11 protein-coding genes and 1 pseudogene are annotated in these 12,925 nt (G+C 61.8%); 3 read left to right on the top strand and 9 right to left on the bottom strand.

Annotated elements, in window-relative coordinates:
* From BJQ17_RS22525 to BJQ17_RS22495, 7 genes and pseudogenes are all read right to left on the bottom strand, one after another.
* Positions 1 to 176, bottom strand: a pseudogene (locus BJQ17_RS22525) (GNAT family N-acetyltransferase); the annotation flags it as partial.
* A complete protein-coding gene (locus BJQ17_RS22520; protein ID WP_070096676.1) occupies positions 169 to 1,335 on the bottom strand; it encodes a cupin domain-containing protein in 1,167 nt (388 codons plus the stop codon). The gene BJQ17_RS22520 and the pseudogene BJQ17_RS22525, both read right to left, overlap by 8 nt.
* Before the next feature lie 81 nt (positions 1,336 to 1,416).
* Positions 1,417 to 2,787, bottom strand: a complete 1,371-nt coding sequence (gene purB / locus BJQ17_RS22515) for an adenylosuccinate lyase (protein ID WP_003251234.1) — start codon at positions 2,785 to 2,787, stop codon at positions 1,417 to 1,419.
* 215 nt (positions 2,788 to 3,002) lie between these two features.
* Positions 3,003 to 3,629 carry a high frequency lysogenization protein HflD gene (gene hflD / locus BJQ17_RS22510; protein ID WP_003251232.1) on the bottom strand — a complete coding sequence of 209 codons (627 nt, stop codon included), beginning with the start codon at positions 3,627 to 3,629 and terminating at the stop codon, positions 3,003 to 3,005.
* Positions 3,626 to 4,750, bottom strand: coding sequence for a tRNA 2-thiouridine(34) synthase MnmA (gene mnmA, locus BJQ17_RS22505; protein ID WP_003251230.1), 1,125 nt, complete (start codon positions 4,748 to 4,750; stop codon positions 3,626 to 3,628). The genes hflD and mnmA overlap by 4 nt, the downstream gene beginning before the upstream one ends.
* A 59-nt stretch (positions 4,751 to 4,809) precedes the next feature.
* Positions 4,810 to 5,250 carry an NUDIX hydrolase gene (locus tag BJQ17_RS22500; protein ID WP_003251227.1) on the bottom strand — a complete coding sequence of 147 codons (441 nt, stop codon included), beginning with the start codon at positions 5,248 to 5,250 and terminating at the stop codon, positions 4,810 to 4,812.
* A gap of 176 nt (positions 5,251 to 5,426) precedes the next feature.
* Complete coding sequence (locus BJQ17_RS22495) at positions 5,427 to 7,652, bottom strand: NADP-dependent isocitrate dehydrogenase (RefSeq protein ID WP_070096675.1); 2,226 nt, start codon at positions 7,650 to 7,652, stop codon at positions 5,427 to 5,429.
* 414 nt (positions 7,653 to 8,066) lie between these two features.
* On the opposite strand from BJQ17_RS22495, the gene icd reads away from it, so the two are divergent.
* The gene (gene icd / locus BJQ17_RS22490) at positions 8,067 to 9,323 is read left to right on the top strand and encodes an NADP-dependent isocitrate dehydrogenase (protein WP_070096674.1); all 1,257 of its coding nucleotides are present in this window, start codon (positions 8,067 to 8,069) and stop codon (positions 9,321 to 9,323) included.
* A gap of 71 nt (positions 9,324 to 9,394) precedes the next feature.
* Here icd and cspD read toward each other — a convergent pair whose 3' ends face one another.
* Positions 9,395 to 9,661 (bottom strand): cold shock domain-containing protein CspD, encoded by a 267-nt coding sequence (gene cspD, locus BJQ17_RS22485; RefSeq protein WP_003251222.1) that lies wholly within the window; start codon positions 9,659 to 9,661, stop codon positions 9,395 to 9,397.
* 230 nt (positions 9,662 to 9,891) lie between these two features.
* Between cspD and clpS the strand changes: the two genes are divergently transcribed.
* Together clpS and clpA are read left to right on the top strand one after the other, a co-directional pair.
* Positions 9,892 to 10,254, top strand: a complete 363-nt coding sequence (clpS, locus tag BJQ17_RS22480; RefSeq protein WP_003251220.1) for an ATP-dependent Clp protease adapter ClpS — start codon at positions 9,892 to 9,894, stop codon at positions 10,252 to 10,254.
* Positions 10,255 to 10,284: 30 nt separating this feature from the next.
* Positions 10,285 to 12,555, top strand: a complete 2,271-nt coding sequence (gene clpA, locus BJQ17_RS22475; protein WP_003251217.1) for an ATP-dependent Clp protease ATP-binding subunit ClpA — start codon at positions 10,285 to 10,287, stop codon at positions 12,553 to 12,555.
* Between the two features lie 85 nt (positions 12,556 to 12,640).
* Here clpA and infA read toward each other — a convergent pair whose 3' ends face one another.
* The gene (gene infA, locus BJQ17_RS22470) at positions 12,641 to 12,859 is read right to left on the bottom strand and encodes a translation initiation factor IF-1 (protein ID WP_002553999.1); all 219 of its coding nucleotides are present in this window, start codon (positions 12,857 to 12,859) and stop codon (positions 12,641 to 12,643) included.
* Positions 12,860 to 12,925: the final 66 nt, after the last annotated feature.

Here is a 12,925-nt window from a genome sequence, read left to right as displayed (position 1 = left end):
TTACCGATCGGATAGTCGCCTTCCAGGGCCAGGAAGTGCAGGGCATCCTGGTCTTCCGAATCGAACTCCAGCTCTGGCGGAATGTGCTGCTCGGCGACGAACACGGCTTCACGGATTCGGCGGATGTCGGCGTTGTCTTTGTGCCAATCGGCGAGGCGAACGCTGATCTTATTCATTGGCGAATCCCAGGCTCCCTTGTTTGACCAGCTGCTGTACCAGCATAAGGCCATCTTCGTCCTGCAGCCACTCGGCCAGGTTGTCGATGTGCAAGGCGTCGGCCGCACATACCAGTTTCAGCAGCTCTCGCAGTTTGCCGGGCAGTGGGCAACTACGGCCGCTGGCGAACAGCAGCAGGTCGTCTTCGAATTCCGACCAGGCCAGGCGTGCGCTGGGGTTGCGGATCAGGATGGCGCCCTGCTCAAGGGCGTCGATCAGCTCTTCCTCGCTCAGCTCTTCGCCAACGATCTGCTCGGGGTAGCGCGGCTCGGTCATGAACTGGCCGAACCAGGTCAGCAGCAGGTCCTTGTCGCCCATGTGCTTGTCGAGCAGCGCCTTGAGGCGGTCGAGGGCATCGTGCTGGATCTGGTGCGGGTCGCTGACCGGCTGGGCGTCGGCGTCGCTGTAGCGCTCTTCGTCGGGCAGGAACTGGCCGAGGAAGTCGGTGAAGTGGGTCAGCACTTCGGCAGCGCTCGGTGCGCGGAAGCCGACCGAGTAGGTCAGGCAGTCATCCACGGCCACACCGTAGTGGGCCAGGCGCGGTGGCAGGTAGAGCATGTCGCCGGGCTCCAGGGTCCACTCTTCACTCTGCTCGAACTCGGCCAGGATACGCAGGTCGGCGTGCTCCAGCAGCGGGCTGTCACTGCTGCACATCTGGCCGATCTTCCAGTTGCGCTGGCCGTGGCCCTGCAGCAGGAACACGTCGTAGTTGTCGAAGTGCGGGCCGACGCTGCCACCCGGGGCGGCGAAGCTGATCATCACGTCATCGATACGCCAGCTGGGCAGGAAGCGGAAGTTTTCCAGCAGTTCGGCCACTTCCGGAACGAACTGGTCAACGGCCTGTACCAGCAGGGTCCAGTCTTTTTCCGGCAGTTCGGCGAAGGTGTCTTCGTTGAACGGGCCGCGGCGCAGCTCCCACGGGTGTGCGCCGTGCTCCAGCACGATACGCGACTCGACCTCGTCTTCCAGGGCCAGGCCGGCGAGCTCGTCGGGGTCGATCGGGCTGATGAAGTCCGGGAAGGCCTGGCGTACCAGCAGCGGCTTCTTCTGCCAGTAGTCGCGCATGAATTCGCGGGCCGAGATGCCGCCGAGCAGCTGCAGTGGAGTATCAGGATTCATGTTCAACCTATTGAAAAAACGTAATTTTCGTACGGGAATAAAAACGCCCGGCCAGGCCGGGCGTTGTACGCGACGCTCAGCTTAGATGCGTTTGGCCTGGGCCGCCGCGTTACCGATGTAGGTAGCGGGGGTCAGCTGCTTGAGCTCGGCCTTGGCTTCGGCTGGCATGTCCAGGCCGTCGATGAAGGTCAGCAGCGCTTCTGGGGTGATGCCCTTGCCACGGGTCAGCTCTTTGAGCTTCTCGTAGGGGTTTTCGATGTTGAAGCGGCGCATCACGGTCTGGATCGGCTCGGCCAGCACTTCCCAGCAGGCGTCCAGATCGGCGGCGATGCGAGCTTCGTTGACTTCCAGCTTGCCGATGCCTTTCAGGCTGGCCTCGAAGGCGATCACGCTGTGGGCAAAGCCCACGCCCAGGTTGCGCAGCACGGTGGAGTCGGTCAGGTCACGCTGCCAGCGCGAGATCGGCAGCTTGCTGGCCAGGTGCTGGAACAGCGCGTTGGCGATACCCAGGTTGCCTTCGGAGTTTTCGAAGTCGATCGGGTTGACCTTGTGCGGCATGGTCGACGAACCGATTTCGCCGGCAACGGTCTTCTGCTTGAAGTAACCCAGGGAAATGTAGCCCCACACATCACGGTCGAAGTCGATCAGGATGGTGTTGAAGCGGGCGATGGCGTCGAACAGCTCGGCGATGTAGTCGTGCGGCTCGATCTGGGTGGTGTACGGGTTGAACTGCAGGCCCAGTTCGTCTTCGATGAAGGCGCGGGCGTTCTCTTCCCAGTCGATCTGCGAGTAGGCCGACAGGTGGGCGTTGTAGTTGCCCACGGCGCCGTTGATCTTGCCCAGCAGCGGCACGGCGGCAACCTGGGCGATCTGGCGCTCCAGGCGGTACACGACGTTGGCCAGTTCTTTACCCAAGGTGGTCGGCGAAGCCGGCTGACCATGGGTACGCGACAGCATTGGCACTTCGGCGTGGGCGTGGGCCAGGGCGCGGATGGCGTCGGCGACCTGGCGCATCAGCGGCAACAGCACTTCGTCACGGCCAGCGCGCAGCATCAGGGCGTGGGACAGGTTGTTGATGTCCTCGCTGGTGCAGGCGAAGTGGATGAACTCGCTGACCTTGGCCAGCTCAGGCAGCTTGGCGGCCTGCTCCTTGAGGAGGTATTCAATGGCCTTGACGTCGTGGTTGGTGGTGCGCTCGATTTCCTTGACGCGCTCGGCGTGCTCCAGCTTGAAATCGTTGGCCAGGCTGTCCAGCAGGGCGTTGGCTTCGGCGGAGAACGCCGGCACTTCGCCGATTTGCGGGTGGGCGGCCAGGCGCTGCAGCCAGCGCACTTCGACCAGGGCGCGGAAACGGATCAGGCCGAATTCGCTGAAAATGGGGCGCAAGGCCTGGGTTTTGCCGGCATAACGGCCGTCTACAGGGGAAACCGCAGTGAGCGAAGAAAGCTGCATGGGGTGTTCTCGGACAGTCAGGCTTTTGGAAGGGCGCATATCATACATGAAAATTGCGCCTGGGTCGGGTGGCTGACCAAAGGTCGGCCCAATTTGGATCTGGTGGCAGCCCCTGTGGGAGCAGGCGTGCCCGCGAACACCGGCGTAGCCGGTGCCATACACCGCGTCGCCTGCTTCGCGGGCACGCCCGCTCCCACAAAGGGCAGCCCAGCCCGTCAGGTGGGGCTGCGCATCATGTCGTACAGTTCGTTCAGCAACTTGCGCCGGCTAAACACCAGCTGCCAGCGGTGCCCGCCCAGCTGCCGCCACAGTCGCGCGGCGCGGATGCCGGCCAGCAGCAAGGCGCGGATCTTCGAGGCGTTGTTGGGCTGCTGCAGGAAGCGCATGTCGCCGTGCACCTGAATGCGCTGGCGCAAGGTGCTCAGGGTGTCTTGATACAAGGCTCCACTGGAAGCGATGACGTTTTCGTGAACCAGGCCGAAATGCTCGGCCTGCGACTGGATTTGCGGCAGTCGGTTGCCGATGGTGTCCAGCAGGTCACCACGCTTGTTCAGCTGGCGTTCCAGGCCCAGCATCGACAGGGCGTAGCGCAGTGGCTCGCGCTGCAGGCTGTTGGGGTCGCGCTCGAGGGCGCCGATCAGCGCTCGGTAGCCGTCGCGCAGGTTCAGGTCGTCACCGCCGAACACCTCCAGGGTGTCCTTGGGGTCACGCACCAGCAGGCTGCCCAGCATGCAGCCGATATTGGCTTCACTGGCCTGGCCGGTGCGGGCGATGCGGTCGACAAGCACGGCGGCCTGGAACACACCGCCCAATGCGATCAGCTGCTCCTGCAGGTTGCTCATGCGCGCGGGCTCCACGGCTCGGCAGCCTCGATCACGCCACCGCCCAGGCACACTTCGCCGTCATAGAACACCACTGACTGGCCCGGCGTTACGGCGCGCTGAGGCTCGTCGAACACGGCGCGGTAGCCGCTGGCGGTGCGTTCCAGGGTGCATCGCTGGTCGCTCTGGCGGTAGCGCACCTTGGCAGTCAACTGGCGTGGGCTGCCGAGGTCGACCGGGTTGACCCAGAAAATGTCCGAGGCCAGCAGGGCGCGGGAGAACAGCCATGGGTGCTCGTTGCCCTGGCCGACCACCAGCACGTTGCGGGCCAGGTCCTTGTGCAGCACGTACCACGGCTCGTCACTGGCATCCTTCAGGCCGCCAATGCCCAGGCCCTGGCGCTGGCCGATGGTGTGGTACATCAGGCCATGGTGGCGGCCGATCACTTCACCTTCGGTGGTTTCAATGTCGCCCGGCTGGGCCGGCAGGTACTGCTTGAGGAAGTCGCTGAAGCGGCGCTCGCCAATGAAGCAGATGCCGGTGGAATCTTTCTTCTTGGCGGTGGCCAGGCCGTGCTTTTCGGCGATGGCGCGTACTTCGGGCTTTTCCAGTTCGCCGACCGGGAACAGCGTGCGGGCGATTTCCTGGCCGCCAACGGCGTGCAGGAAGTAGCTCTGGTCCTTGTTCGGGTCCAGGCCCTTGAGCAGTTCGGTGAGCGCGCCAGTATCGCGGCGGCGCACATAGTGGCCGGTGGCGATCAGGTCGGCACCCAGCGACAGGGCGTAGTCGAGGAACGCCTTGAACTTGATTTCGCGGTTGCAGAGGATGTCGGGGTTGGGGGTGCGGCCGGCCTTGTATTCTTCAAGGAAGTGCTCGAACACGTTGTCCCAGTATTCGGCGGCGAAGTTGGCGGTGTGCAGCTTGATGCCGATACGGTCGCACACGGCCTGGGCGTCGGCCAGGTCTTCACGGGCGGTGCAGTATTCGGTGCCGTCGTCCTCTTCCCAGTTCTTCATGAACAGCCCTTCCACCTGGTAGCCCTGCTCGATGAGCAGAAGGGCTGAGACGGAAGAGTCCACGCCGCCGGACATGCCGACGATGACGCGGGTCTTGGCGGGGTCTTTAAGTGCTGGGCTGGTCATGGGTACCGGTGTGTATCAAGGGGGAAAAACGCCGATTCTATCAAAACCGCGGCGCTGCGTCAGTCGCGTAGCAGGTCGAGGCTGTGCAGCGGGCCTTTGAGGTAGTCATCCAGGCAGCGCGGCACCAGCTCACTGCGCCAGCGAGTGGGGTCGGCCAGCAGTTCGTCGCGGGTCAGCCACACGGCGCGGACGATGTCGCTGTCCAGTGCCAGGTCGGCGTGATGGCGCACGGGGCGGGCGGCGAAGCAGATGCGCTGGTAGGTCACGCCGTTGCTGGGGGCGGTGTACAGGTAGATGCCGACCACGCCGGTCAGCTCGACTTCCCAGGCGGTTTCCTCCAGGGTTTCGCGCAGGGCGGCCTGGGGCAGGGTCTCGTTGGGCTCGAGGTGGCCGGCCGGCTGGTTGAAGACGTGCTGGTTGGCTTTGAATTCCTCGACGAAGAGGAACTTGCCTTCGTGCTCGACGATGGTCGCTACGGTGATGTGGGGTTGCCAGGTCATGAGCATCTCCTCAACGGTCTGCAGGGCCCTGTAGAAGCGGGTTAACCCGCGAATGGGTCAGTGGTTTCACCACCGTATTCGCGGGTAAACCCGCTCCTACAGGGACCGCGCTTGTTTTCCAGAAAGCACAAACCCCGGTGCGTGGCCGGGGTTTGTGCTGTTACTTCAAGCGAACCTTACAGGGCAGCGATGGCGCTGTTCAGGGTCTGGCTTGGGCGCATCACCTTGGCGGTCAGCTCGGCATCCGGGGCGTAGTAGCCGCCGATGTCGGCTGGCTTGCCCTGAACGGCGTTGAGCTCGGCGACGATGGTCGCTTCGTTCTCGGCCAGGGTTTTTGCCAGTGGTGCGAAGCGTGCCTGCAGGGCAGCGTCGTCCGTCTGAGCGGCCAGGGCCTCGGCCCAGTACAGCGTCAGGTAGAAGTGGCTGCCGCGGTTGTCGATACCGCCGACTTTGCGCGACGGCGACTTGTTGGTGTCGAGGAACTTGCCGGTAGCCTGGTCCAGGGTGTTGGCCAGAACCTTGGCGCGCGGGTTGTTGTAGGTGTTGCCCAGGTGCTCCAGGGAAGCGGCCAGGGCCAGGAATTCACCCAGCGAGTCCCAACGCAGGAAGTTCTCTTCAACCAGCTGCTGCACGTGCTTCGGAGCCGAACCGCCGGCGCCGGTTTCGAACAGGCCACCGCCGCTCATCAGCGGTACGATCGACAGCATCTTGGCGCTGGTGCCCAGCTCCATGATCGGGAACAGGTCGGTCAGGTAGTCACGCAGCACGTTGCCGGTCACCGAGATGGTGTCCTTGCCTTCGCGGATGCGGGCCAGGGAGAACTTGATGGCGTCGACCGGTGCCAGGATGCGGATGTCCAGGCCGGTGGTGTCGTGATCTTTCAGGTACTTCTGCACCTTCTCGATCATGACGCCGTCGTGGGCGCGAGCCGGGTCCAGCCAGAACACCGCCGGGGTGTTGCTCAGGCGTGCACGGTTGACGGCCAGCTTGACCCAGTCCTGGATCGGCGCGTCCTTGGTCTGGCACATACGGAAGATGTCACCGGCTTCGACGTTCTGCTCCAGCACCACGTTGCCCTTGCCATCGACTACACGAACCACGCCGTCAGCCTTGACCTGGAAGGTCTTGTCGTGGGAGCCATACTCTTCGGCCTTTTGCGCCATCAGGCCAACGTTCGGCACGCTGCCCATGGTGGTCGGGTCGAAGGCACCGTTGACCTTGCAGTCTTCGATGGTGGCCTGGTAGATGCCGGCGTAGCAGCGGTCCGGGATCACGGCCTTGGCGTCTTGCAGTTCGCCTGCGGTGTTCCACATCTTGCCCGAGTCACGGATCATGGCCGGCATCGAGGCGTCGACGATCACGTCGCTCGGCACGTGCAGGTTGGTGATGCCTTTGTCGGAGTTGACCATGGCCAGGGCCGGGCGCTCGGCGTACAGGGCCTGGATGTCGGCTTCGATCTCGGCCTGCTTGTCAGCTGGCAGGTCCTTGATGCGGGCGTACAGGTCGCCGATACCGTTGTTGGCGTTGAAGCCTACTTCGGCCAGGGCAGCGGCGTGCTTGGTCAGCACGTCGTTGTAGAACTCTTCGACGATGACGCCGAACATGATCGGGTCGGAGACCTTCATCATGGTGGCTTTCAGGTGCACCGACAGCAGCACGCCGGCGGCCTTGGCATCGGCGATCTGCTCGGCGATGAAGGCTTTCAGGGCCTTGCGGCTCAGGGTGGCGCAGTCGATGACTTCAGCGGCTTTGACGGCGGTTTTTTCTTTCAGCACGGTGGTGCTGCCGTCTTTGGCGACCAGCTCGATGCGCAGGCTGTCGTCAGCTTCGATCAGCGCGGCCTTTTCGCTGCCGTAGAAGTCGCCTTGAGTCATGTGGGCAACGTGCGACTTGGAGTCGGCGGCCCAGGCACCCATCTTGTGTGGGTGCTTGCGGGCGTAGTTCTTGACCGACAGCGGCGCGCGGCGGTCGGAGTTGCCTTCGCGCAGCACCGGGTTCACGGCGGAACCCTTGATGCGGTCGTAGCGGGCACGGGATTCTTTTTCTTCCGCGGTGGCCGGCTCGTCGGCGTAGTCAGGGATGTTGAAGCCCTTGCCTTGCAGTTCCTTGATCGCGGCTTTGAGCTGCGGTACCGAGGCGCTGATGTTCGGCAGCTTGATGATGTTGGCTTCAGGGGTGGTAGCCAGCTGGCCCAGTTCCGCCAGGTGATCGCCTACTTGCTTCTCTGCGCCCAGTTGCTCCGGGAAGGCGGCAAGGATACGGCCAGCCAGGGAGATGTCGCGAGTTTCGACAGCGATGTCAGCCGAAGCGGTGAACGCTTCGATGATCGGCAGCAGCGAGTAAGTGGCGAGGGCGGGGGCTTCGTCGGTGAAGGTATAGATGATCTTGGAACGGGTGGGCATGCGGGTTAACTCTCTGTGTGCTGAGCGTGCTCGAGTCTCGTGGTGCGCAGGGTAGGCGCATCGCCCTGGCAGCGCCATGAGCGGAAAGTCGAGAGGCTGCGAGCGGTGATGGTGGATGCATCAGTCGAGCGTCAAGTGCTGAGCTGCGGTAACAACCCAGGCTTTATGGCCATTCATGGCCTAGGGCGGTCCGCATTTTCCTGGGATTCGCCCCGATGACCCTTCGGTCGCGGCGGAGTATACCAAACCATTCGGGCTAATCAGCAAGGCCAAGTGATATCGGCCCATTTATAAGACCAAAGACTAAGCGGCAATGCGGCGGGTTGTCGCATGCCTTGCAGGTCGGCAGATGTGGTTTAGGCTCAGTGGATCGCACGATGTCCAAACCACACCCGACAGCGGAGTAGTGCAAGCATGGGATACCAGAAAATCAAGGTTCCGACCGACGGCACCAAAATTACCGTCAATGCAGACCATTCGCTTAACGTGCCTGATCATCCGATCATTCCTTACATTGAAGGCGACGGGATCGGCGTCGATGTTTCGCCGGTAATGATCAAGGTGGTCGATGCCGCCGTGGAGAAGGCCTACGGCGGCAAGCGCAAGATCGCCTGGATGGAGGTATACGCTGGCGAGAAAGCCACCCAAAAGTATGACCAGGATACTTGGTTGCCGCAGGAAACCCTCGATGCCGTGCGTGATTACGTGGTGTCGATCAAGGGCCCGCTGACCACCCCGGTCGGTGGCGGCATCCGCTCGCTCAACGTGGCCCTGCGCCAACAACTGGACCTGTATGTATGCCTGCGGCCGGTGCTGTGGTTCCAGGGTGTACCGAGCCCGGTGAAAAAGCCGGGCGACGTCGACATGGTGATCTTCCGCGAGAACTCCGAAGACATCTATGCCGGCATCGAGTGGAAGGCCGGGTCGCCCGAGGCGAACAAGGTGATCAAGTTTCTCAAGGAGGAAATGGGGGTCACCAAGATCCGCTTCGACCAGGATTGCGGCATTGGCATCAAGCCGGTGTCTAAGGAGGGTACCAAGCGTCTGGTGCGCAAGGCCCTGCAATACGTGGTGGATAACGACCGCGAATCGCTGACCCTGGTGCACAAGGGCAACATCATGAAGTTCACCGAGGGCGCGTTCAAGGACTGGGGGTACGAGGTGGCGCGTGACGAGTTCGGCGCTGAACTGCTCGATGGTGGCCCATGGATGAAATTCAAGAACCCCAAGACCGGTCGCGAGGTCATCGTCAAGGACGCCATTGCCGACGCCATGCTGCAGCAGATCCTGCTACGCCCGGCCGAATACGACGTGATCGCCACCCTCAACCTCAACGGTGACTACCTGTCCGATGCCCTGGCGGCGGAAGTGGGCGGTATCGGCATTGCCCCGGGCGCCAACCTGTCCGACACCGTGGTCATGTTCGAGGCCACTCACGGCACGGCGCCCAAGTATGCCGGGCAGGACAAGGTCAACCCGGGCTCGGTGATCCTCTCGGCAGAGATGATGCTGCGCCACATGGGTTGGACCGAGGCCGCCGACCTGATCATCAAAGGCACCAATGGTGCCATTGCGGCCAAGACCGTGACCTACGATTTCGAGCGGTTGATGGAAGGCGCCAAGCTGGTAAGCAGCTCAGGCTTTGGCGATGAAATGATCAAACACATGTAAGGCAACAGAAAACCGGCCGCCTCCTGTAAAGAAGCGGCCGGTTTTTTCGTCTATCGGCACAGCGCAGGCAGTCAGGCTTTTGCAGTTTCGCTTTGCGGCTCACCCAGGGGTCTGGCAGCCTCTGCCGCGGCGGCCGCAGCATCTTTGATTTCAACGGCGTGCAAGCCTTTGGGGCCCTGGACGATGTCGAATACCACGGCCTGGCCAGCCTTCAGGGTCTTGTATCCGTCCATTCGGATGGCGGAATAATGGGCGAACAGGTCATCGGATTTACCTTCCTCATTGATGAATCCATAGCCCTTGGCATTGTTGAACCACTTGACTTTACCGCTTGCCATCCCTATGTCCCTCTGCAAAGGACTCCATCACTGGAGTATCATCCACTTCATCCGCATACGAACCTTGCGAAAAATCTGGTTGACTGCGCGGATCTTTATCGACCACGGTGGGTTCTTATTGGTTGTAACACCGTTTTGCCGATAGTCAAGGTCACGCGGCGCCTGCGCCGGCGGTGGCCTGTGCAGTCAACCCGCAACCTTAACCTGACGCTCATGATGAAATTCTTTCCATGCATGCACCTAGTGAGATTCGACTAACATTCAATCAGGATCGCCCGCAATCGAATGAGGACGACGGCTCAGGTCTTGCAGTTCAGGAAGCCAAGCCGATCCTGCAGGCGCCACCGATGTACAAGGTGGTTTTGTTCAACGATGACTACACACCAATGGATTTCGTCGTCGAAGTGCTCGAGACGTTCTTCAGTCTGAACCGCGAGCTGGCGACCAAGATCATGCTGACCGTCCATACCGAGGGGCGGGCAGTGTGCGGATTGTTTACCCGTGACATCGCCGAAACAAAGGCCATGCAGGTCAACCAATACGCCAGGGAAAGCCAGCATCCGCTACTCTGTGAAATCGAGAAGGACGGTTAATCGCCGACCACTTGGGTATGAGGTGAAGCTATGTTAAACCGCGAGCTCGAAGTCACCCTCAATCTTGCCTTCAAGGAGGCTCGTTCGAAGCGTCATGAGTTCATGACCGTCGAGCATCTGCTGCTGGCACTCCTTGACAATGAGGCTGCCGCGACCGTTCTGCGCGCCTGTGGCGCCAATCTCGACAAGCTCAAGCATGACCTGCAAGAGTTCATCGACTCCACCACGCCGTTGATCCCTGTCAACGACGAAGACCGTGAAACCCAGCCAACCCTGGGCTTCCAGCGCGTGCTGCAGCGTGCCGTGTTCCACGTGCAGAGCTCTGGCAAGCGCGAAGTGACCGGCGCCAACGTGCTGGTGGCGATCTTCAGCGAACAGGAAAGCCAGGCCGTGTTCCTGCTCAAGCAGCAGAGCGTGGCCCGTATCGACGTGGTCAACTACATCGCCCACGGCATCTCCAAGGTGCCAGGGCATGGTGCGCAGTCTGAAAGCGAGCAGGACATGCAGGACGAAGAGGGCGGCGAAACCTCCTCTTCGAGCAACCCGCTGGACGCCTACGCCAGCAACTTGAACGAGCTGGCCCGTGCCGGCCGTATCGACCCGCTGGTAGGTCGTGAGCAGGAAGTGGAACGCGTGGCGCAAATCCTGGCCCGTCGGCGCAAGAACAACCCGCTGCTGGTGGGTGAGGCTGGCGTGGGTAAGACGGCCATCGCCGAAGGCCTGGCCAAGCGCATCGTCGATGGTCAGGTGCCTGACCTGCTGGCACAGAGCGTGGTCTACTCACTCGATCTGGGTGCCTTGCTGGCCGGTACCAAATACCGTGGTGACTTCGAGAAGCGCTTCAAGGCGCTGCTCGGTGAGCTGCGCAAGCGTCCGCAGGCCATCCTGTTCATCGACGAAATTCACACCATCATCGGCGCCGGTGCGGCGTCGGGCGGGGTGATGGATGCCTCCAACCTGCTCAAGCCGCTGCTGTCGTCGGGTGAAATCCGCTGCATCGGTTCGACCACGTTCCAGGAGTTTCGCGGCATCTTCGAGAAGGACCGTGCCCTGGCGCGGCGCTTCCAGAAGGTGGATGTCAGCGAGCCATCGGTCGAAGACACCGTGGGCATTCTGCGCGGCCTGAAAGGGCGTTTCGAAAGCCACCACAACATCGAGTACAGCGACGAAGCCCTGCGCGCCGCCGCCGAACTGGCTTCGCGCTACATCAACGACCGGCACATGCCTGACAAGGCCATTGATGTGATCGACGAGGCTGGGGCCTACCAGCGCCTGCAGCCAGAGGCCAATCGCGTCAAGCGCATTGATGTGCCGCAAGTGGAGGACATCGTCGCCAAGATTGCGCGAATTCCGCCGAAGCACGTCACCAGTTCCGACAAGGAGCTGCTGCGTAACCTTGAGCGCGACCTGAAACTGACCGTGTTTGGCCAGGACCAGGCAATCGACTCGCTGGCCACCGCGATCAAGCTGTCCCGTGCCGGCCTCAAGTCGCCAGACAAGCCGGTGGGTTCGTTCCTGTTCGCCGGCCCTACCGGCGTCGGCAAGACCGAAGCGGCGCGGCAACTGGCCAAGGCGCTGGGTGTGGAGTTGGTGCGTTTCGACATGTCTGAGTACATGGAGCGTCACACCGTGTCGCGTTTGATTGGTGCGCCGCCGGGTTATGTTGGTTTTGACCAGGGTGGCTTGTTGACCGAGGCGATCACCAAACAGCCGCACTGCGTATTGTTGCTCGATGAAATCGAGAAGGCCCACCCGGAAGTCTTCAATCTGCTGCTGCAGGTGATGGACCACGGTACCTTGACCGACAACAACGGGCGCAAGGCCGACTTCCGTAACGTGATCCTGATCATGACCACCAACGCCGGTGCAGAAACCGCGGCGCGGGCGTCGATCGGCTTCACTCATCAGGACCACGCGTCCGATGCCATGGAAGTGATCCGCAAGAGCTTCACGCCAGAGTTCCGCAACCGTCTGGATACCATCATCCAGTTTGGCCGCCTGAGCACGGAGACGATCAAAAGCATCGTCGACAAGTTCCTTATCGAATTGCAGGCGCAACTGGAAGACAAGCGTGTGCTGCTGGAAGTCAGCGATGAAGCGCGCGGTTGGCTGGCGGTTTCGGGCTATGACGTGCAGATGGGTGCGCGGCCAATGGCGCGGCTGATCCAGGACAAGATCAAGCGGCCGCTGGCCGAGGAGATCCTGTTTGGCGAGCTGGCCGAGCATGGTGGCGTGGTGCATGTCGACCTGCGCGATGGCGAACTGGTGTTCGACTTCGAAACCACCGCTGAGGTCGCGTGATGTGCAGGGGCTGCCTTGCAGCCCCTGCAGTTTCAAAAGGCACAAAAAAGCCCGGCACCTGGCCGGGCTTTTTCATGGCTTGAGTTTAGCGCGCACGGTAGGTGATGCGGCCCTTGCTCAGGTCGTACGGCGTCAGCTCGACGCGGACCTTGTCGCCAGTGAGAATACGGATGTAGTTCTTGCGCATCTTTCCGGAGATGTGCGCGGTTACGACGTGCCCGTTTTCCAACTCCACGCGGAACATGGTGTTGGGCAGGGTGTCGACGACAGTACCTTCCATTTCGAAGCTGTCTTCTTTCGACATGCAGTTGAGCCCTCGGATCCAGTGTTAGCCCGACGCATATCCGCACCGGGCAAAAAAGTGGCGTGG

Source organism: Pseudomonas sp. NBRC 111139 (assembly GCF_001753955.1).
In the GTDB taxonomy this organism is placed as follows: domain Bacteria; phylum Pseudomonadota; class Gammaproteobacteria; order Pseudomonadales; family Pseudomonadaceae; genus Aquipseudomonas; species Aquipseudomonas alloputida.
The sequence above is the reverse complement of the archived record's forward strand: the minus strand, read 5'-3'. Positions and strand labels throughout refer to the sequence as shown.